The 19,702-nt window shown below is 68.5% G+C and carries 18 protein-coding genes; 9 read left to right on the plus strand and 9 right to left on the minus strand.

Annotation, left to right across the window (positions count from 1 at the left end):
* Window positions 1-5 precede the first annotated feature (5 nt).
* The 3 genes from ASG12_RS03280 to ASG12_RS03290 are packed head-to-tail and all read right to left on the minus strand — an operon-like array spanning window position 6 to window position 2,912.
* Entirely contained in the window at window positions 6-731 is a 726-nt protein-coding gene (locus ASG12_RS03280) for a type 1 glutamine amidotransferase (protein ID WP_268810421.1), read from the minus strand.
* Window positions 724-1,890 (minus strand): Mur ligase family protein, encoded by a 1,167-nt coding sequence (locus tag ASG12_RS03285; protein WP_200932753.1) that lies wholly within the window; start codon window positions 1,888-1,890, stop codon window positions 724-726. Before ASG12_RS03285 ends, ASG12_RS03280 begins: the two co-directional genes overlap by 8 nt.
* A complete protein-coding gene (locus tag ASG12_RS03290) occupies window positions 1,887-2,912 on the minus strand; it encodes an EamA family transporter (protein ID WP_156377901.1) in 1,026 nt (341 codons plus the stop codon). The genes ASG12_RS03285 and ASG12_RS03290 overlap by 4 nt, the downstream gene beginning before the upstream one ends.
* 73 nt (window positions 2,913-2,985) lie before the next feature.
* Here ASG12_RS03290 and ASG12_RS03295 point away from each other — a divergent pair, with 73 nt between their 5' ends.
* A complete protein-coding gene (locus ASG12_RS03295) occupies window positions 2,986-3,876 on the plus strand; it encodes a LysR family transcriptional regulator (protein WP_055785126.1) in 891 nt (296 codons plus the stop codon).
* Window positions 3,877-3,931: 55 nt separating this feature from the next.
* Here ASG12_RS03295 and ASG12_RS03300 read toward each other — a convergent pair whose 3' ends face one another.
* The 5 genes from ASG12_RS03300 to ASG12_RS03320 form a co-directional block, all read right to left on the minus strand.
* Window positions 3,932-5,431, minus strand: coding sequence for a flavin-containing monooxygenase (locus ASG12_RS03300; protein WP_055785129.1), 1,500 nt, complete (start codon window positions 5,429-5,431; stop codon window positions 3,932-3,934).
* A 166-nt stretch (window positions 5,432-5,597) separates the two neighbouring features.
* Window positions 5,598-7,460: a 2-isopropylmalate synthase gene (gene leuA / locus ASG12_RS03305; RefSeq protein WP_055785132.1), complete on the minus strand. Its 1,863-nt coding sequence runs from the start codon at window positions 7,458-7,460 to the stop codon at window positions 5,598-5,600.
* 194 nt (window positions 7,461-7,654) lie between these two features.
* Entirely contained in the window at window positions 7,655-9,274 is a 1,620-nt protein-coding gene (locus tag ASG12_RS03310) for an FUSC family protein (RefSeq protein ID WP_055785135.1), read from the minus strand.
* The gene (locus tag ASG12_RS03315; protein ID WP_055785139.1) at window positions 9,271-9,831 is read right to left on the minus strand and encodes a nitroreductase family protein; all 561 of its coding nucleotides are present in this window, start codon (window positions 9,829-9,831) and stop codon (window positions 9,271-9,273) included. Before ASG12_RS03315 ends, ASG12_RS03310 begins: the two co-directional genes overlap by 4 nt.
* A gap of 38 nt (window positions 9,832-9,869) precedes the next feature.
* Entirely contained in the window at window positions 9,870-11,387 is a 1,518-nt protein-coding gene (locus ASG12_RS03320) for an MFS transporter (RefSeq protein ID WP_055785142.1), read from the minus strand.
* 153 nt (window positions 11,388-11,540) lie between these two features.
* On the opposite strand from ASG12_RS03320, the gene ASG12_RS03325 reads away from it, so the two are divergent.
* The 3 genes from ASG12_RS03325 to ASG12_RS03335 all read left to right on the plus strand — a co-directional run bounded on the left by ASG12_RS03325 (window position 11,541) and on the right by ASG12_RS03335 (window position 13,077).
* Window positions 11,541-12,269, plus strand: a complete 729-nt coding sequence (locus tag ASG12_RS03325) for a TetR/AcrR family transcriptional regulator (protein ID WP_055785145.1) — start codon at window positions 11,541-11,543, stop codon at window positions 12,267-12,269.
* A gap of 73 nt (window positions 12,270-12,342) precedes the next feature.
* A complete protein-coding gene (locus ASG12_RS03330) occupies window positions 12,343-12,603 on the plus strand; it encodes a hypothetical protein (RefSeq protein ID WP_055785148.1) in 261 nt (86 codons plus the stop codon).
* Between the two features lie 69 nt (window positions 12,604-12,672).
* Complete coding sequence (locus ASG12_RS03335) at window positions 12,673-13,077, plus strand: SRPBCC family protein (protein WP_055785151.1); 405 nt, start codon at window positions 12,673-12,675, stop codon at window positions 13,075-13,077.
* 14 nt (window positions 13,078-13,091) lie between these two features.
* Here ASG12_RS03335 and ASG12_RS03340 read toward each other — a convergent pair whose 3' ends face one another.
* The gene (locus ASG12_RS03340; protein WP_443089072.1) at window positions 13,092-14,444 is read right to left on the minus strand and encodes a hypothetical protein; all 1,353 of its coding nucleotides are present in this window, start codon (window positions 14,442-14,444) and stop codon (window positions 13,092-13,094) included.
* Window positions 14,445-14,583: 139 nt separating this feature from the next.
* Between ASG12_RS03340 and ASG12_RS03345 the strand changes: the two genes are divergently transcribed.
* The 5 genes from ASG12_RS03345 to ASG12_RS03365 all read left to right on the plus strand — a co-directional run bounded on the left by ASG12_RS03345 (window position 14,584) and on the right by ASG12_RS03365 (window position 19,699).
* Complete coding sequence (locus ASG12_RS03345; RefSeq protein WP_055785153.1) at window positions 14,584-15,849, plus strand: aspartate kinase; 1,266 nt, start codon at window positions 14,584-14,586, stop codon at window positions 15,847-15,849.
* 4 nt (window positions 15,850-15,853) lie between these two features.
* The gene (locus ASG12_RS03350) at window positions 15,854-16,876 is read left to right on the plus strand and encodes an aspartate-semialdehyde dehydrogenase (protein WP_055785156.1); all 1,023 of its coding nucleotides are present in this window, start codon (window positions 15,854-15,856) and stop codon (window positions 16,874-16,876) included.
* Between the two features lie 25 nt (window positions 16,877-16,901).
* On the plus strand, window positions 16,902-17,540 hold the full coding sequence (locus ASG12_RS03355) for a hypothetical protein (RefSeq protein WP_055785158.1): 639 nt from the start codon (window positions 16,902-16,904) through the stop codon (window positions 17,538-17,540).
* A 144-nt stretch (window positions 17,541-17,684) separates the two neighbouring features.
* On the plus strand, window positions 17,685-19,160 hold the full coding sequence (locus tag ASG12_RS03360; protein ID WP_055785161.1) for a catalase: 1,476 nt from the start codon (window positions 17,685-17,687) through the stop codon (window positions 19,158-19,160).
* Window positions 19,161-19,267: 107 nt separating this feature from the next.
* Window positions 19,268-19,699, plus strand: coding sequence for an organic hydroperoxide resistance protein (locus ASG12_RS03365; protein WP_055785165.1), 432 nt, complete (start codon window positions 19,268-19,270; stop codon window positions 19,697-19,699).
* The last annotated feature ends 3 nt before the right edge of the window (window positions 19,700-19,702 follow it).

Below are 19,702 nucleotides of genomic sequence, written 5' to 3' on the forward strand. Positions count from 1 at the left end.
CTCAGCTACCGCTTCGCCGCCGCGATCCGTTCACGGCGCAGCTGGTCGATCTCCGGCAGATCGAGCGGTGGCAGTGTCGCGCCACCCATGGCCCGCGACAACAGGTGGTCGGCGAGCTCGGGATTGCGGGCGAGCACCGGACCGTGGAGGTAGGTGCCGATCACCGACCCGGTGACAGCGCCGTCGGCTCGATCCCCGGCGCGGTTGCCGTGACCGGAGTCGACGCGGGCCAGCGGAACCGAGTCGGTGCCGAGAATCGTTCCACCGCGGTGGTTCTCGAATCCCGTGAGTTGCTGTGTGAGACCAGCGAGGGTGGGGCTGGTGACCAGCTCGCCGATGCTGCGGGTCGCCTGCGGTGTGGTGGTGAGATCGAGCATCGAGATGCCCTCGACCCGCTCGCCTGCCGAGGTCTCGTACCAGTGACCCAGAACCTGGATGGCGGCGCAGATCGCCAGCACGGGCGCCCCCTTGGCGGCGGCCTTCTGTAAACCCGGGTATCGCAGGAGGTGTCGGGTGGCGAGACGCTGCGCGTAGTCCTCGGCCCCACCGAGCGTGTAGACGTCGAGCGACTCGGGGACGGGGTCGTCGAGGGTGATCTGCACGATCTCGGCGTCTATGCCGCGCATCCGTGCGCGCTGGCGGAGGATGAGGGCGTTGCCGCCGTCACCGTAGGTGCCCATCACGTCGGGCAGCACCAAACCGATTCGGAGAGTCGAGGTCTGGTCAGCCACGGCGGGTCCCCTCCGAGCGTTCGATCCGGTCGATGGCGACGCCGAGGTCACGGAACGCGGTGTAGTTGGCGAGGACATCCACCCGGCCGGGAGGGCACGAGGCGATGGCCACCAACGGATCGGGGATGGTCTGGTGCTCGGCCCCGGCGTAGATGAGGCGCACCCCGAGGTCGGAGGCCCGTTCTCCCGCGGCGACGACCGTCGTGTTCTCGAAGTGCTCAAAACGCACGTCCCAGAGCCACGAGAGATCCTCGCCGTCGGGCACCTGGCCGTTGACGGCGATCACCAGTCCGGCGGCATCGGGATCGATCATCGACAGCGCCTCCTGCCATCCGGCCGGGTTCTTGGCGAGCAGCAGACGGACCGAGTGCGGGCCGACGGTGCGCACCCCGTACCGCCCGGCGACCTCGCCGACACCGGACACCGCGGCGACCGCGGCGTGGGGGTCGGCGCCCATGGCCACCGCCGCGGCGACGGCCTGGGTCGCGTTGCCGCGGTTGGCCTTCCCGGGCAGGGTGAGGGTCATCGGCGCGGTGAAGCCGTCGGGGCCGTGGATGGAGTCGTCGTCGAACCACCACGAGGGTGTGGGGCGCCGGAAGTCGGTTCCGCTGCTGTACCAGTCGTCGCCGGAACGGATGATCGGTTCGCCCGAGCGTGGGCAGCTCACCGAGTCGTTGGCCCATCCGGCGCCGGCCGCGACCCACACCACGTTCGCCGCGTCGTACGCCGCGGAGGCGACGAGTACGTCGTCGCAGTTCGCGATCACCGTCATGTCGGGGTGTTTGGCGATGCCCTCGCGCAGCCTGCGCTCGATGATGTTGATCTCGCCTACACGGTCGAGCTGATCGCGTGAGAGATTCAGCAGCACAAGCACATCGGGATCGACCGCGTCGGACACGTGGGGTACGTGCAGCTCGTCGACCTCGATCGCGGCATACGGAGCGTCGCGTCCGAGCGTGAGTGCGGCGATGATGCCGGCGTCCATGTTGGCGCCGTCGGCCTGACTGATCACACCACCGAGCCCGGCCAATGCCGCGGCGGTCATCTTGGTCGTCGTGGACTTGCCGTTGGTGCCGGTGATGAGCGCGGTGGCCTTACCGCCCGCGAGGCGACCCATGATCGAGGGGTCGATCTTCGCGGCGATGAGGCCACCGATCATGGAGCCTTTGCCGCGACCGGTTCTCTGGGAGGCCCAGCGAGCTCCTGCGGCCGCCGCGAGCGCCGTCCGGGTACGAATCGGGAGGCGCGCCCGGCGTTGCGTGGGGGCGTCGGACATGCCGATGAGTCTGTCACAGGGACCGCTCTGCCCGCCGCGCCCATCATCCCGCCCAGGCAGCCGACGATGACCACCGCGGCCCCGATGAGCTGCAGCGCAGACGGATCCTCACCGAGCACGAGCCACGAGGCGGTGATCCCCACCACGGGCACCAGCAGCGAGAACGGCGCCACCGTGCTCGCCGGGTGCTTGCTCATCAGATAGGTCCACAGTCCCGACCCGGCGACGGTTCCCAGCACGATCACGTAGGCGAGTCCACCGAGCGCGATCAGACCCTCGTGCGTGAACGCGGTCGACAGTGCGTCGACCCCGGCCGAGGGTCCCTCGATCACCAGGCTCACGAGGTAGAGCGGGATCGGCGGGATCACGCACATCCACAACGTGAGCCGCATGGGGTTGTCGGGCTTGGCCATGCGGCTGCCGAGATTGCCGAACGCCCACCCCAGTCCCGCGATCAGTGTGAGGAGCATCGGGAGCACGCCGATCCCGGCGCCGGCCTCGGCGCGGTCGATCCCGATCAGCACCATGCCGCCGATCGCGACACCGATGCCCACCACCTGCCGCCGCGTCATCCGCTCGCCGAGCAACACCACCCCGAGGACGACGGTGAACGGGGCCGACGACTGCAGCACCAGGGACGCGAGTCCGGTCGGCATGCCGGTCGCCAAGGCCAGGAACAGGAACGCGAACTGGATGATCCCGAACCCGGTTCCGTAGAGCAGGAGCCACCGCACGGGGACGTTCGGGAAGGGGACGAACAGGATCACCGGGACGGCCATCAGGGCGAAGCGCAGCGCGGCGAAGAAGAACGGCGGGAAGTGTTCGAGGCCCGCGTGGATCGCGATGAAGTTCAGGCCCCACAGCACGACGACGGTCAGCCCGATCAGACGGTGGCGAGTGCTCATGTGGACAACGATGGGCGAGGCGCCCGCTTCAGGACAATCGAATTGTTGTGCGCGGTCGTTGTAGATTTCCTACATGGACGTGCACCGGTTGCGGCTGCTCAGGGAATTCGCCGATCGGGGCAGTGTCGGCGCCGTCGCCGATGCGATGCGCCTCACGCCGTCGGCGGTGTCGCAGCAGTTCAAGGTTCTGGCCCGCGAGGCGGGTATCGAGCTCCTCGAGCAGCAGGGGCGCGGCCTGCGGCTCACCGACGCGGGCCGTGCGCTGGTGCTGCGCGCCGACGAGGTGATCGCCGCCGTCGACCGGGCCGCCGAGGAGATGGCCGCCCGTTCTCGCACCACCGTCGGCACGGTGCGACTCGCGATGTTCCCTTCGGCCGCAGCGCTGCTGCTGCCGGGTCTGCTGTCGGCGACGCGGTCGTCGGGGATCGACCTCGTGGCCGTCGATGTCGACGTGCCCTACGGCTCGGCGCCCGATGCGCTGGCCGACCACGATCTTGTGCTCACCCACCGCGACGAACGCGCGCCGTCGATCACCTCGCCCCGCGTTCGCTCCGCCGTGGTGATGCGGGAACCCGTCGACCTCGTCGTCCCGCCGGACCATCGCCTCTCCGAGCGTGAGTCGGTGAGTCTCGATGACCTCGACGGCGAGGACTGGATCAGCGTGCGCGGTGGGTTCCCGGTTGACGACGTGCTGCTGTCCCTCGCGACGGTGACCGGTGTCGCACCTCGGGTCGTCCACCGCATCAACGACTTCGCGGTCATCGAGGCCATGGTCGCCGCCGGCCACGGCATCGCGCTCATGCCCCGTCACGCGGTGCGGCATCCCCACGTCCATCGGCTGGTGCTCTCCGGCGTCCGCGCGGCCCGCGTCTACGAGATCCTCCACCGACCGACGGCCCTCGACCGTCGCGTGAACGCCGCTGTGGCCGAGGACATCCGTGGGTTGTGCGCGAGCATCGAGTGACCGCTACGGCGAGAACGGCCGTACCGCGTGACGGGGTGGGGCCCGCAGCGGCGTCTCAGACGGGTTGGGTGCTGGTTCCGAATGCGTAATCCGAGAGCGGGAACGTCGAGGCCGAATGGAGGCTGTTCGACGTCGAGGTCGGACGCAGCAGCGCCGCCTCGCCGTGCTGGTTGAAGTAGTAGCTCCGCGAGGTGGAGCACTGGCCGCCGTAGAAGACCGAGTCGCCGAGCTTCTCGGTGACGTCGTCCAGGAAGGCGGAGTTGGCGTCGTCGGTCACCTCGAAGGTGGCCGCGCCACGCCGCGACAGCTCGCCGAGCAGACGGCGCATGTGGGCCATCTGCGATTCGATCGTCGTGAAGTAGGACAGCCCGCTGTAGGAGTACGGACTGTTCAGGCTCAACAGGTTCGGGAACCTCGGGATCGTGATGCCCTCGTAGGCCTGGAACCGGTGTTCACGCCACCACGCACCGAGGTCGCGTCCCTCGCGTCCGATGATCTGCAACGCCGGGAAATTGGTGTCCCAGAGGTTGAAACCGGTCGCCAGCACGAGCGTGTCGATCGGTGTGCGGGTGCCGTCGGCGGTGATCACCGCGTCGCTCTCGAAGCGTTCGATCGACGATGTCTGCAGCCGGGTGTTCGGGCGGTTGAACGTGCGGAAGTACTTGTTGGAGAACGTCGGTCGTTTGCAGCCGAAGTCGTAGTGCGGTGTGAGGGCCTTCCTCGTCGCGCGACTGCGGACCGAGACCCGCAGGTGCGCCCGCGCGGCGGCGGCGGCGATCTTGTTGACGATCTTGGCCTGCCGGAAGTGCAGGACACCCACCACCATGATCCCCTCGAGGATCGCGTTGTTGACCGATCGTGCCGCCCGCTGGGTGCGCGGCACGCGGGCGAACAGGCGCTGCACGAACGGCGGTATGGCGAAGTCGATCTTCGGCACGACCCAGATGGGGGTGCGCTGGAACACCGTGAGAGCGGTTGCGCGCGCAGCTATCTCGGGGATGAGCTGCACCGCCGTGGCACCCGTGCCGATGATCGCGGCACGTTCGCCGGTGAAGTCGTGGTCGTCATCCCATCGCGTGGTGTGGATGATCGTGCCCGCGAACTCGTCGATACCCGGGAAGTCGGGCGTGTGGGGTTGGGACAGGAATCCGGTGGCGGTCACGAGGAAGCGTCCGGTGAGGGTCTCGCCCGCGTCGGTGGTCACGGTCCAGTGGTGTTCGCGGCCATTCCATTCGGCGCGCTGCACACTGACCCCGAAACGCATCGCGCGCCGCAGGTCGTAGGTGTCGGCGATGTGTTCGGCGTACTTCTTCAGCTCGGCGCCGGGTGCGAACAGTCGCGACCAGTGGGGGTTCGGGGCGAACGAGTACGAGTAGGTCACCGAGGCGATGTCGACGGCGAGCCCGGGGTAGTGGTTGACGTGCCACGTACCGCCGAGGTCGTCCTCGCGATCGAGGATCGACAGACGCTCGTACCCCAGTTCGCGGAGTGCGATCGCGGCACCCATGCCGCCGAAGCCTGCGCCGACGATGATCGCGTCGAACTGTGGTGTCATCATCGACCCCTCGGTTAGCTGTGACGGCTCGTCACATGTATCCGTGGAGTGTGGTCCATGACCACGTCGCCGTCAAGGGCAGCCGGCGTGTGCCAGCCCGCTTCGAACTGACGAACCCGCCTCATGCAGGAGGCGGGTTCGTCGGTTCAGGGCGGGTCGACGCGGGCTACGGCGCCCAGGTGCGCGGCGCGGGACCTGCGGCGACGTCGTCGCCCTGTCCCGACCCGAACCGCTTGCGGTGGTTGCGATTGACGGCCGAGACGACCGCGCGCAGCGTCGCGGTGGTGATCGAGGTGGCGATGCCGACGCCCCACACGACCTCGCCGTCGATCTCGGTCTCCACGTAGCTGGCCGCGCTGGCATCGAAGCCCGCGGTCATCGCGTGCTCGCTGTAGTCGAGGATCCGGATGTTGAACCCGACGGTGCCCAGGGCATCGACGAACGCCGCGAGCGGCCCGTTGCCCCGGCCGGCGATCTCCTTCTCGACGCCGTCGACCTTGACCACGGCACTGATGCGGTCCTCACCGTCGTCGGTCTCGGCGGCGTCGACGCGCTGGCTGATGCGCTCCAACGGTCGCAGCGGATGCAGGTACTCGTCGGCGAAGACGTCCCACATCTCCTTCGGCGAGACCTCGCCGCCCTCGCCGTCGGTGATCTTCTGGATCTCACGGCTGAACTCGATCTGCAGTCGCCGCGGCATGGCCAGCCCGTGGTCGGACTTCATGATGTAGGCGACGCCACCCTTGCCCGACTGGCTGTTCACGCGGATCACGGCCTCGTAGGTGCGGCCGACGTCCTTGGGGTCGATGGGCAGATACGGAACCTGCCAGTAGAGGTCGTCGATGTCGGAATCGGCGGCGTCGGCGTCGATCTTCATCTGGTCGAGGCCCTTGTTGATCGCGTCCTGGTGGCTGCCCGAGAACGCGGTGTAGACCAGATCGCCACCGTAGGGATGGCGCTCGGGTACGCCCAGCTGGTTGCAGTACTCGACGGTGCGGCGGATCTCATCGATGTCGGCGAAGCTGATCTGCGGGTCGACGCCACGGCTGAACAGGTTCATCCCGAGGGTCACCAGGCACACGTTGCCGGTGCGCTCCCCGTTGCCGAACAGGCAGCCCTCGATGCGGTCGGCGCCCGCCTGGTAACCGAGTTCTGCTGCGGCCACGGCGGTTCCGCGATCGTTGTGCGGGTGCAGGCTCAGGATCACCGAGTCGCGACGAGCCAGGTTGCGGTGCATCCACTCGATGGAGTCGGCGTACACGTTCGGCGTCGCCATCTCGACGGTGGCCGGCAGGTTCAGGATGATCGGGTCGGCCGGGGTGGGAGCGATGATCTCGGTGACCGCGTCGCACACCTCCTTGGCGTAGCTGAGCTCGGTCCCGGTGTACGACTCCGGGGAGTACTCGTAGCGCCAGTGGGTGTCGGGGTACTTCTGCTCCTCCGACTTCACCTTGCGGGCGGCATCGGTGGCGATCTTGGTGATCGCGGCCTTGTCGGCGCGGAACACGACGCGGCGTTGCAGGACCGAGGTCGAGTTGTAGAAGTGCACGATCACCCGGTTCGCGCCGCGGCAGGCGTCGAAGGTGCGCTCGATCAGTTCGTCACGGCACTGGGTGAGGACCTGGATGGTGACGTCGTCCGGGATGGCTCCGTCGGTGATGATCTCGCGGACGAAGTCGTAGTCGGTCTGGCTGGCCGAGGGGAAGCCGACCTCGATCTCCTTGTAGCCCATACGGACCAGCAGGTCGAACATCCGGCGCTTGCGCGCGGGGCTCATCGGGTCGATCAGCGCCTGGTTGCCGTCGCGCAGATCGACCGCGCACCACGCCGGGGCGCGGTCGATGACCCGGTCGGGCCAGGTGCGGTCGGCCAGCGTGATGGACTCGACCTCGTCGGCGAAGGGCTTGTACCGATGCGACGGCATCGCCGACGCGCGCTGGGTGTTCCAGCTCGGTTGATCAGAGGGGACGGGGCCGCCGGGCGAGACGATGCGGCTGGCTCCGGAACGAAAACTGTCTGCTGCAGGCATGGAAGGTCATTTCTCCGTGGTCGTGGATGAAGTGACCGGCGCAGGATCGACCCCCGCGACGGGGAGCCGGTCTGATCAGACCCCGCCGCGGCACCCGAGAAGGAGGCTGCGCCGCATGGTGGCAGACGATACCCCCGCCCCCGTGATGGGCCAAACAGTCGTCTCCGAGAGCTCACCCGACTGTCCCCTTCAGGTCACCCGACCTTGGCCGCACGGGCTCGGAGGTCGGAGACCACGTCCGCGCCGAGCGGACGGTCACGCGGCGCCGTCCAACACGCGGCGAGAAGGTCGTGGCCGAGGTGACGCAGGTGTACGTGGGAGGGCCAGTCGGTGTGGGCCCAACGGGGTTCGTCGACCGCGCTCTCGGTGGCCGCGAGCTCGGCCTCCATCAGCGCCCACTGCACATCCCGGCGGCCCGCCCGCGCGGCGTCGGTGTGCGGTGAGGTGACGGCGACGTCGTCGAGCAGGCGTCGCATGTTCCCGACCGCGGCCGACCGGGACCACCGCGTGGTGCGTCGATGTGCGCCGGGGCTCACGACCCACAACGCGGCGACCGCGACGGCCACGCCCAGTGCCGTCTCGATGATCCGGTCGCCCGCGATCACCGCGAGGCCCGCTGTCGTCGGCGACATCAGCAAGGCGAGGGGTGTGATGGCGAGGACGGCGAGTCCGTAGTTGCTCACCACGCTGATCTCGATCGTGAAGGTGAGGACGGTCAGGATCGCGACGAGCGCCACACTGCCCGGCTCGAGGAGGTGCACCACCGCGAACAGGCCCACGCCGACAACGGTTCCGGCGAGTCGATGGGCGCCCCGCAACACACCGCGGATGCGGTCGGGCCCGAGCTGCAGAACCAGGACGACCGCGGCGATCGCCCAGTCCGGTCGACTCAGCCCGACCGCGACCGAGACGAGCCCGACGACGGTGGCCGCGACGACCACCCGGACGGTCGCGACCGTGGCGTGGCTGTTCGGGTGCGCGGCGGCCCGGAGTCGTTGTCCCACCGACGGGCGCGGCAGCGGTGCGGTCGAGAGGGTCTCGTCGTCGGTGGCGCCGTGGAGTCGATGGTGCGATTGCCGGAGTCGCCGCGCCAGAGCGCCGTCGGTCTGTGCGGCGTCGTGCAACACGCTCCAGGCGTGCAGCAGCTGCCCCGACGCACCCTGGCGCAGCGCCGATTCCGGTGGGGCGTCGGTCGCGAGGTAGTCGTCGATCGCGGCGACGGCCGCGCTCACCGACGACTCCTCGGGTCGTGAGCGGTGCACCAGCGCCGGGGCCATGCCGGCGACCATCGAGCCGACGGTCCCGGCCGCGGTACACCCGACGACGACCCACGGGTTCACACCGTGCTGGGTCACCGTCGCGGAGATCCCGCCGGTCAGCACGAAGAACAGCGGCCCGGGCGGACCGATCCGCAGGGCGTTGCCCACGAACACCGCGACACCGGCGATGACGACCGACGCCATCACCAGTCCCGACCGCACCGCGGCCGAGGCGTCGAGGTCGGCGAGGTGGCCGAGGGATCCCATCACCGCGACCGAGGCCAGCAGCGCCGCCGAGGCGATGCCGATGACCCGCCATCGGATCCGGAAGGGACGGTTCTCGCCGTAGAGCACCGCGAACGAACCGAGTGCGGCGAACAGTGCGTTGTGACCGAGCCCGCCGATCAGCAGGACCACGGCCGGCAGCGCGAACGCGGCCGCGGCCCGTACCGCGGCCGGCCAGCGCGTGCCGAAGCCCGACACCCCGAAGAACAGCGCCCGCAACGACGGCCGCGGGGGCGGCGGATGGTGTGCCGAGCCGTCGTCGGAACTCATCCGCCGAAGGGGTGGCCCCAGCGCTCGGCGAACGCGATCTCGCCCAGGGGCCGTCGCGTGCGCTCGCGCGCGTCCTTCTCGGCGATCTTCGGCTCCAGTGTGGCCGGGTCGGCGAGGGTCCCGACCGCGAGCAGCACCAGCGGCCGCTCACCGGCGGGGATCTCGAAACGCTCGATGGTCGCGGGGACCTCGAAACCGGCCATCGGGTGACCCACGTATCCGAGATCGACGGCCTGCAGGATCATCTGGGCGGTCGCGAGGCCGAGGTCGACGGCTCCATAGGTGGTCGCGTTCGCGTCGGTGGCGTCGTCGCGAGTGGTGAGCAGGATCAACGCCGATGACGCGCTCGCCCAGGCGTTCCCGCGGCTGAGGACCTCGGTCAGCGTGGTGAACGTCGCATCGCCACGCACTCCCACCACGAACCGCACGGGTTGCGTCGACCCCCAGGTCGGCGCCCAGCGCCCCGCCTCCAGGATCGAGGTGAGGTGATCGGCGGGAATGGTCGCCGAGGCGTCGAGGCCTCGCGCGCTCCATCGCTTCTCGAAGAGTTCGTGCACGGTTGTCGTCCCTCCCTGCGCCCGCGGTGCGGGCACCATCAGCGCGCTGGTCGGCGGCGCAGCACGACCGCGATCACCGCGGCCATCAGCACCAGTATTCCTGCGCTGGTGCCCACGGCGACATGCAGCCCGTCGACGAACGCGGTTCGGGCGGTCTGCGCCAGATCGTCACCCTGGCCGGTTCCGAGTTGTGTTGCGTGCCGCAGGGTCTCACCGAGGGTGTCGGAGAAGTCGCGTCCGTCGGAATTGCCGCGGAACACCAGTGTCGCCAGCGAACCGATCAGCGCGAGGCCGAGCGAGGTGCCGAGCTCGAAGCTCGTCTCGGAGATGCCCGATGCCGCGCCCGCACGCTCGGGCGGGGCCGAGGCCACCGCGACCTCCGACACCAGGCTGAAGACGATGCCGTACCCGACGCCGGCGACGGTGGTCGCCGCGAGGTAGATCCACAGCGGGGTGTCGGTGCCCAGGCCGAGCAACCCGAGATTGCCGACCGCGGCGAACAGAAGCGCCGTCACGAAGGCGCCGCGATTGCCGAGCAACGAGCTGATCCGCGACGCCCCCAGTGAGAACACCGCGACGGCGACGGCCATCGGGACACCCGCCAGAGCGGCGGCCAACACATCGCGACCCAGCACCGACTGCAGGTAGATGCCGGTCAGGTACGACAGCGCGCCGAGGGTCATCATGCACGTCAACGCGGCCATGATCGCCGAGGTGAACGCAGGGAGACGAAACAGGTTGATCTGCAGCAGCGGGTGTTTCGCGCTGCGCTGCTGTCGGATGAACGCCACGATCGCGACCACACCGATGACCGCGGAGACGATCCCGACGGCATCGACACCGTCGGCGGCAAGATGCTTGATCGCGTAGACCAGCGGCAGGATGCCGAGCAGCGACAGCACGACACCGAGGACATCGAAGGGATCGGTGGTGCCCGAACGGTATTCGGGGACGAACCGCGGCGCGAGCACCAGCAGCACGAGCAGGATCGGCACGTTGAGAAGGAAGATCGAACCCCACCAGAAGTGGTGCAGCACCACGCCGCCGATGACCGGGCCCACGGCCGAGCCGCCGGCGAAGCACGCGGTCCACACGCCGATCGCCAGCGAGCGGTGGCGCAGGTTGGGGAACATGTTGCTGATCAGCGACAGGCTCGCCGGCAGCAGTGTCGCGCCACCGACGCCCATCAGGGCGCGCGCGCCGATGAGCACCTCGGGGTTGGGTGCGAAGGCCGCGATCACCGACGCCAGGCCGAACAGCGTCGCGCCCGTCAGCAGGATCTTGCGGCGCCCGAAGCGGTCACCGATGTTGCCCATCGTGATGAGCAGGCCGGCGATGAGGAAGCCGTAGATGTCGACGATCCAGAGCTGCTCGGCCGCCGTCGGCTCGAGCTGATCGGTGATGGTCGGGATGGCGAGGTAGAGGACCGAGAAGTCCATGGCGACCAGCAGGACCGGCAGCGACATGATCGCGAGGCCCAGCCAGGCGCGGGGGTCGGTGCGCGGTTGCGTCCCTCGCGGGTCGGCGCCTCCTGTTGTCTGCGCGATCGTGCTCATGCTGCTGTCCTCCTCTGCTGACTCGACTGCCGACACCGGTGCGCGTACGGCGTACGCGGATGGTTTGCTCCGGCAAAGATACCCAGTTGGGTACGCTGTACGCAAATGAATTCTGTGGTGCTCTGCGCCACCGTCGACGGGAGGTGACGTGCGATGACCGAATCGACGTCGACGACGCGCCTGACCCGGTCGGCGATCGTCGAGGCGGCGATCGATCTCGCCGACGCCGAGGGCTTCGCGGCGGTCACCATGCGCAAGATCGCCGACCGTCTCGGGGTGGGCGCGATGTCGCTCTACCGCCACGTCGCCGACAAGGACGCGCTGCTCATGGCCATGACCGAGGAGGTCGGCCGGAGATTCCCCTACCCGCACGAGATGGCGCGCACCGACGGTGGCGGCGACGCCCTCAGCGACGATCTCGCCGTCGTCGGTCACCGCACGTGGCGTGAGTGCGTGCAGGTCGCCGTCGAGATCGACTGGGCGCTCTACCAGCGTCACCCGTGGGTCGTGCTGGCCTACTCGTCACCGCGACACAGCATGGGCGCGTCGAGTCTGGGGTGTCTGGACTGGATGATGGCCGGCTTCTCCCAGCTCGGTGTCGACCGCGTGACATCGGCCGAGATGACCCTGACCCTCTGGAGCTACATCCAGGGTGTCGCGCTGGCCGACGTCAGCGATCAGCTGCTGCGGACCAACCCCGAGCAGGTCTCCACCCGCAGCGGCCTCGACGACGTGCTCGACGGCGACGAGACCGAAGAGCCGCCGCCCCGTGTCGCGGCCCTGCGCGGCGTCGGCCGCGAGCGTCGACTGACCGATTCGCGGCGTCGGCTCGACCACGGCGTCGAGCTGCTCTGCGTGGGGTTCGAGGCCGCCGCACGCTGACTGGCGGGATCTTTGCGAAGAGTGTCGCAACTGCCACTGTTGGCAGGATCGTTGTGCCCGCAGAGTCAGTGCCATGACCTTCACACTGATCCTGATCCTCGGCCCTGCTCTCGTCCTGGCGTTGGCCCTTGCCGATCGACGCAGTCGTCGCGAGGCGGGGTTGCCCACCCTCGACTACTACGCCGGCGTCCTGACCGATCTCGGTCCCGATGCCGACGGCATCCGTGACGAGGTGACCATCCGCGCCGCCCGCGATCGACTCGGCGCGCACGAGCTGTCGGGGACCGACACCGACACCGGGTTCCCCGGCCCGCGGTGGCTCGGGGTGCGGTGAGCCCCGCAGATGTGACCCGGAGGGTCATGCCCCCGACACACGTCGGCGACGACACCTACTGTCGGGACCATGCGACTGGGACTGCGACATGCGATGCCATCGGTCGAACTGACCATCGACACCCCTGCCGCCGCGGTGTGGGACGTCATCACCGATCTCACGGCCTGGCCGGAATGGGGGCCATCGGTCTCGGGTGCTCAGGTCGACACCCCCGGCGGGCTCGCGGCGGGAGCGCGCGGCAAGGTGTGGACCCCGGTGGGGGTGCCGTTGCCGTTCACCATCACCGAGTTCACCGAGGGGAGGGCGTGGGCGTGGCGGGTGGCGGGTGTCCCCGCGACGCGTCACGAGGTGATCCCGCGCGGTGAGGACCGGTGCGTGCTGAGTTTCGGTGTGCCCCTGTGGGCTCCGGCCTACCTGACGATCATGGCGATCGCCCTGCCGCGGATCGAGAAGCTGGCGCTCGCTCGCGCGTGATCGGCCCCGCGCGCTCAGATCGCGTGCGGGTAGACCGTCAGCATGTGGGCGCCGAACCACGAGCTCAGCGTCACCACCGCGGCGAGCACCCACAGCTGGGTGAACGGGCGCGCGCGGGACAGTGCGATCGCCGATGGGATCAGCATCACGAAGGCGGGCAACAACAGTCGCGGTCGGCTCATCATCAAACCGCTCGAGGCGACGATCGACACGATGACCAGCGTCCCGTACAGCAGCACCGGCCAGGGCAACCGCTCCCACACGCAGACCGCGACGAGTGCGATGGTGGCGACCATGATCCACGCGGTCGCGACCACGGCGACCTCGTCGGCGTTGACGAGCGAGTAGTTGACGAACTGCCAGGCGGCCCTGCCCCAGTCGATCTCGGTGCCCCACCCCTGGGTCTGGATGGTGAACCATCCGGTGGGACTGCCGGTCTGGTGCCACACCACGCCGAGGTAGCCGAGATAGCCCAGTGGGCTGAGGACCACCGCGAGCCACGCCCGGGGTCCGTCGCGACGGGCGAGCAGAGCCGCCAGCATCACCACGCCGACCAGCACCACGGCCGTGGGGCGGGTGAGTCCGGCGAGCATCGTCATGGCCCCGGCGAGCAGCCACCGGCGTTCGAGCACACCGACGAGCGCCCACACCGCGAGCGCGCAGAACAGGGCCTCGGTGTACGCCATCGACAGCACGATGCCCATCGGCGCGGCGGCGAACAGCACCACCAGGATCAGTCCGACCCTGCGCGGGGCCACGCGCGACGTCGGTGCGTCGGTCGAGTCGGTGGTCGAGTTGAGGAACATCGAGACGCGCGAGGTGATCCGCAGGTTGTCGGTGAACCACCCCGACCCGCCTCGGGGTCGGTCGCCCATCAGGCGACAACACAGGGCGCCGAGGCGCGCGACGCCGACCGCGGCGATGCAGCCGACCACGATGTTGACCGCCATCGCGGCGCCGAACGTGGTGACGCCGGGAAGTTTCGCGACCGCACCGACGAGCATCGGGTACCCGGGGAAGAAGGCGTAGGGGGTGTTGGCGTCGCGATAGCCGTGGGCGTCGGCCTGCGTGAAGGGCACCCCGTTGTATCCGTGCTCTGCGATGGCCAGCATCCACTTGCCGTCCCAGGACGAGAGGAAGTAGCCGACCGAGCCACCCCGCAGGTCGGCGAAGCGGGCGAGCGTCAGCAGCCCGATTGCCCGGATCGCGAGATAGATCGCGATCGGCGCCAGCCAGTCCTGGTGTCGGGCTGCCCAACCGGACTCGACCGGTGATGCGGTGTCGGTCGACGCCGGCTCGAGGTCGTCGGTGCTCGACCCGGGACGATCGGTCGCCGTGGGGGTGCTCGCCGAGGGGGTTCCTGCCACGACTACAGATCGTAAGCCCCGCGATCGAACCGATCCGGCCAGGTCACCGCTCGAATCGGTCATGGCGCAGGTGGGCCGGTAGGGTATGGCGAGTCTCAGATGGCGGTACACAGACGAGGACAGGTGGAGGTAGGCCGGCGTGGCGCTCGTGGTGCAGAAGTACGGCGGATCGTCGGTCGCATCGGCCGAACGCATCCGTCGCGTGGCCGAGCGGATCGTCGCCACCAAGAAGCAGGGGAACGACGTCGTCGTCGTGTGTTCGGCGATGGGCGACACCACCGACGAGCTGCTCGACCTCGCCGAGCAGGTGTGCCCCTCGCCGCCCGCCCGCGAGATGGACATGCTCCTCACCTCCGGTGAGCGCATCTCCAACGCGCTCGTCGCGATGGCGATCAGCTCGATGGGCGCGCAGGCGCAGTCGTTCACCGGATCGCAGGCCGGCGTCATCACGACGAGCAGCCACGGCAAGGCCAAGATCATCGACGTCAACCCCGGCCGCGTCCGCAGCGCGCTCGACGAGGGCAAGATCGTCCTCGTCGCCGGCTTCCAGGGCGTCTCGCAGGACACCAAGGACGTGACCACGCTCGGTCGCGGCGGTTCCGACACCACCGCCGTCGCGCTGGCCGCGGCGCTGAACGCCGACGTGTGCGAGATCTACACCGACGTCGACGGCATCTACTCCGCCGACCCGCGCATCGTCCCCGACGCACGACACCTCGCGACCGTCTCCTTCGAGGAGATGCTCGAGATGGCCGCGTGCGGCGCCAAGGTCCTGATGCTGCGATGCGTGGAATACGCACGCCGATACAACGTTCCCGTACACGTTCGCTCGTCGTACACGACCAAGCCCGGCACCATCGTGTCCGGTTCGATGGAGGACATCGCAGTGGAAGACGCAATTCTCACCGGAGTCGCACACGATCGCAGCGAGGCCAAGATCACCGTGGTGGGGCTCGACGACAAGCCCGGCTACGCCGCGCGGGTGTTCCGTGCCGTCGCCGACGCCGAGATCAACATCGACATGGTGTTGCAGAACGTCTCGAAGGTCGACACCGGCAAGACAGACATCACCTTCACCCTGCCGAAGGAACTCGGACCGGTCGCGGTCGACAAGCTGATGAAGCTCAAGGGCGAGATCGGGTTCTCGGAGATCCTGTTCGACGACCACATCGGCAAGGTGTCGCTGGTGGGTGCCGGCATGAAGAGCCATCCCGGGGTCACGGCCACGTTCTGTGAGGCGCTGAGCCAGGCCGGCATCAACATCGAGCTCATCTCCACCTCCGAGATCCGGATCTCGGTGCTGTGCCGTGACACCGAGCTCGACGACGCCGTCCGCGCGATCCACGCCGCCTTCGATCTCGGCGGCGACGAGGTCGCGAAGGTCCACGCCGGAACGGGGCGGTGAACCCATGACACGAATCGGAGTCGTCGGCGCGACCGGACAGGTCGGTGCCGTCATGCGCACCCTGCTCGCCGAGCGGGAGTTCCCCGCCGACGAGGTGCGATTCTTCGCGTCGTCGCGGTCGGCGGGCAAGAAGCTGCCGTGGCTCGACGGTGAGATCACCGTGGAGGATGCGGCGACGGCCGATCCCTCCGGTCTCGACATCGCGTTGTTCTCCGCCGGCGCGACGATGTCGCGGGAGCAGGCGCCGCGGTTCGCCGCGGCCGGGGTCACCGTGATCGACAACTCCTCGGCGTGGCGCAAGGACGCGGACGTCCCGCTGATCGTCTCCGAGGTCAACGGCCATCTGGCCGCGAACCCGCCCAAGGGCATCATCGCCAACCCGAACTGCACCACGATGGCCGCGATGCCGGTGCTCAAGCCGCTGCACGCCGAGGCTGGTCTGCGTCGGCTCATCATCTCGAGCTACCAGGCGGTCTCGGGGAGCGGTCTCGCGGGCGTCGAGGAGCTCGCCGGGCAGCTGCGTGCCGGGATCGACGGTGTCGAGGGGCTGGTGCACGACGGCTCCGCGGTCACCGGTCCGGATCCGGTGAAGTACGTCGCGCCGATCGCCTACAACGTGATCCCGCTGGCCGGGTCGATCGTCGACGACGGATCGTTCGAGACCGACGAGGACCAGAAGCTGCGCAACGAGTCGCGCAAGATCCTCGACCTGCCCGAGCTGCTGGTCAGCGGTACCTGCGTGCGCGTTCCCGTGTTCACCGGCCACTCGCTGTCGATCAACGCCGAGTTCGACCGGCCGTTGTCGCCCGCGCGTGCGCGCGAGATCCTCGCCGACGCCGCCGGCGTGCGACTGGTCGACGTGCCGACCCCGCGTGACGCGGCCGGCATCGACGAATCGCTGGTCGGACGCATCCGCGTCGACGAAGGGGTGCCCGACGGACGCGGCCTGTCGCTGTTCGTCGCCGGCGACAACCTGCGCAAGGGTGCCGCGCTGAACACGATCCAGATCGCCGAACTGCTCGTCTGATCGGTCGGGTGCCACACTGGGGTGCGTGAGCACTCCGCAGGATCCCGAGCCCATCCCCAGCCTCGCCGAGCTCGACGCCATGGACATGGCCGAGATCGCGGCCGGCCGGACGTCGGCCGACAAGGACCTGCGCAACGACGACATCGGCCCGCCACCCCGCGCGCTGCAGCAAGCGTTCGTGCTGTGGGTGGGCGGCGCCGTCGCGGCTCTCGCCAGCGCGGCGTACGGGTTGATCAATCTCGGGACCATCTCCGATGCCCTGCGCGGCCGACTGGAGGAGGGCATCGCGACGGATCCCAGTGAGTCGGCGCCCGCCACCCAGGTCGACTCGCTCTCCTCGACCTATCCGGTGATCATGCTGATCGCCATCGTGGTGTTGCTGGCGATCCAGTACCCGCTGTTGACCGCCATCGCGCGCCACCACAGCCGCAACTGCCGCAGCTTCTACGTCACCGCGGTCGTACTCATGCTGCTGTGCATCCCGGTCGGCATCGACCTGCTCTTCGACTACCCCGAGGTCTCGCCGGTGATGACGGTGATCGCGTGGGTGCAGTTCGCGTTGCTCCTGCTCTCGGCGCTGTTCACGTTGCGTCGCAGCGTCAATCAGTGGCTGCCCGAGCCGATGCGCCTGCGCCCGGGACAGATGCGGTCCCGTCGCGGCTGATCTGGATCGACCCCGAGATCTGGATCCAGTCCAGATGATGCCGTACCGTTGGTCCCATCTCCGGCCGTGAACGAATGCAGCCCGACCGACAAGCGCGACTCTTCGAGCCCTGGCGAGCCGCACGGCACCACTAGGAGACCATCGATGACCCAGCACGCCTCCACCCCGCACACCACCTCCAACACCGGAATCCCGGTCGCCAGCGACGACCAGTCGTTGACCGCCGGCCCGCAGGGACCGATCCTGCTGCACGACCACTACCTCATCGAGAAGATGGCGCAGTTCAACCGTGAGCGCGTGCCGGAGCGTGTCGTGCACGCCAAGGGCGGCGGCGCGTTCGGTGAACTCGAGATCACGCACGACATCTCGAAGTACACGAAAGCTGCTGTGTTGCAGCAGGGCACGAAAACCGAAGCGCTGGCGCGTTTCTCGACCGTCGCCGGTGAGCAGGGCAGCCCCGACACCTGGCGTGACCCGCGCGGCTTCGCGCTGAAGTTCTACACCACTCAGGGCAACTGGGATCTGGTCGGCAACAACACTCCGGTCTTCTTCGTGAAGGACCCCATCAAGTTCCAGGACTTCATCCGGTCGCAGAAGCGTCTGCCCGGCTCGGCCCTGCGTGACCACAACATGCAGTGGGACTTCTGGACCCTGAGCCCGGAGAGCGCACACCAGGTGACCTGGTTGATGGGTGATCGCGGTATCCCGAAGACGTGGCGCAACATGGACGGCTTCGGTTCGCACACCTACCAGACGGTCAACGAAGCGGGAGAACGCTTCTGGGTGAAGTTCCACTTCAAGACCGACCAGGGCATCGACTTCCTCACCCAGGACGAGGCGGACACCCTCGCGGGCAGCAGCCCCGATCACCACCGCAAGGATCTCTACGAGACCATCGATTCCGGTGACTTCCCGAGCTGGACCTTCAAGATCCAGGTCATGCCCGTGGACGAGGCCGAGGGGTACAGGTTCAACCCGTTCGACCTCACCAAGGTCTGGTCGCAGAAGGACTACCCGCTGATCGAGGTCGGCACGCTCACGCTGAACCGCAATCCGCGCAACTTCTTCAACGACATCGAGCAGTCGTCGTTCGAGCCGTCGAATGTCGTTCCGGGCATCGGCTTCTCGCCGGACAAGATGCTGCTGGGTCGGGTGTTCAGCTACGCCGACGCCCACCGCTATCGCATCGGCACCAACTACTCGCAGCTGCCGGTGAACTACGCGAAGAACGCGGAGATCAACACCTACTCCAAGGAGGGGTCGATGTCGTACCGCTCCAACGGGCCCGAGGTCCCGGTGTACGCCCCGAACTCCTACGGCGGACCGCACGCCTCCGAGCAGGCCGCCGGCGACGAGGGCCTGTGGAGCTTCGACGGTGACGCCTTGCGTACCGGCTACATCGAGCACCCCGAGGACGGTGACTTCGTGCAGGCGGGTCAGCTCGTCCGCGAGGTGATGGACGACGACGCGCGTGATCGGCTCGTCGACAACATCGTCGGCCACGTCCTCGACGGCGTGAAGGAGCCGGTGCTCAGCCGCGTGTTCGAGTACTGGACCAACGTCGATCCCGACCTGGGCAAGAAGGTCGAGGCGGGGGTCCGCGAGGGACTCGCGAGCTGATGTGACGGCGGCCCGGGGCGGAACAGAATTCTGCCCCGGGTCGTTCACCTCATCAGTGCCGTTCGCACACCATGCGAACGTGTCCGATCGAGGAAAGGGAGCGCTACATGAGCATCGATGTCGTCTACACCATCTCGTCCAAGTCCACCGGAGGCGGCCGCGACGGCCAGGTGTACTCCGAGACGGGTCAGATCGACCTGGACCTGCGCCCGCCGAAGGAGATGGGCGGCAGTGGTGAGGGCAGCAACCCCGAGGAGCTGTTCTCGGCCGGTTACGCCGCATGCTTCATGGGTGCGCTCCGCGCAACCGCAGGTCAGGCCGGTAACACCGTTCCCGACAACGCCGAGGTCAACGTCAAGATCGGTCTCGGCAAGGACAGCGCCGACGGCGGCTTCGGCCTGACGGCCGACATCGACGTCTACCTGCCCGGTGTGGAGCAGGCGACCGCCGACGAGATGGCCCAGACCGCGCACGGCTTCTGCCCGTACTCGAAGGCCACAAAGGGCAACATCGACCAGAAGGTCAGCGCACGCGTCTGATCG

Origin of the sequence: Williamsia sp. Leaf354, from assembly GCF_001424365.1 — a bacterium.
Classification (GTDB): Bacteria; Actinomycetota; Actinomycetes; order Mycobacteriales; family Mycobacteriaceae; genus Williamsia_A.

Excerpts from the sequence above, each read along its gene's own strand:
- ASG12_RS03285 (WP_200932753.1), bottom strand. The coding sequence starts at position 1,890 with ATGATCGGTGGCCTCATCGCCGCGAAGATCGACCCCTCGATCATGGGT.
- ASG12_RS03350 (WP_055785156.1), top strand. The coding sequence starts at position 15,854 with ATGACACGAATCGGAGTCGTCGGCGCGACCGGACAGGTCGGTGCCGTC.
- ASG12_RS03320 (WP_055785142.1), bottom strand. The coding sequence starts at position 11,387 with ATGAGCACGATCGCGCAGACAACAGGAGGCGCCGACCCGCGAGGGACG.
- leuA (WP_055785132.1), bottom strand. The coding sequence starts at position 7,460 with ATGCCTGCAGCAGACAGTTTTCGTTCCGGAGCCAGCCGCATCGTCTCG.
- ASG12_RS03330 (WP_055785148.1), top strand. The coding sequence starts at position 12,343 with ATGACCTTCACACTGATCCTGATCCTCGGCCCTGCTCTCGTCCTGGCG.
- ASG12_RS03360 (WP_055785161.1), top strand. The coding sequence starts at position 17,685 with ATGACCCAGCACGCCTCCACCCCGCACACCACCTCCAACACCGGAATC.
- ASG12_RS03310 (WP_055785135.1), bottom strand. The coding sequence starts at position 9,274 with ATGAGTTCCGACGACGGCTCGGCACACCATCCGCCGCCCCCGCGGCCG.
- ASG12_RS03290 (WP_156377901.1), bottom strand. The coding sequence starts at position 2,912 with ATGAGCACTCGCCACCGTCTGATCGGGCTGACCGTCGTCGTGCTGTGG.
- ASG12_RS03335 (WP_055785151.1), top strand. The coding sequence starts at position 12,673 with ATGCGACTGGGACTGCGACATGCGATGCCATCGGTCGAACTGACCATC.
- ASG12_RS03365 (WP_055785165.1), top strand. The coding sequence starts at position 19,268 with ATGAGCATCGATGTCGTCTACACCATCTCGTCCAAGTCCACCGGAGGC.
- ASG12_RS03325 (WP_055785145.1), top strand. The coding sequence starts at position 11,541 with ATGACCGAATCGACGTCGACGACGCGCCTGACCCGGTCGGCGATCGTC.
- ASG12_RS03300 (WP_055785129.1), bottom strand. The coding sequence starts at position 5,431 with ATGACACCACAGTTCGACGCGATCATCGTCGGCGCAGGCTTCGGCGGC.
- ASG12_RS03295 (WP_055785126.1), top strand. The coding sequence starts at position 2,986 with ATGGACGTGCACCGGTTGCGGCTGCTCAGGGAATTCGCCGATCGGGGC.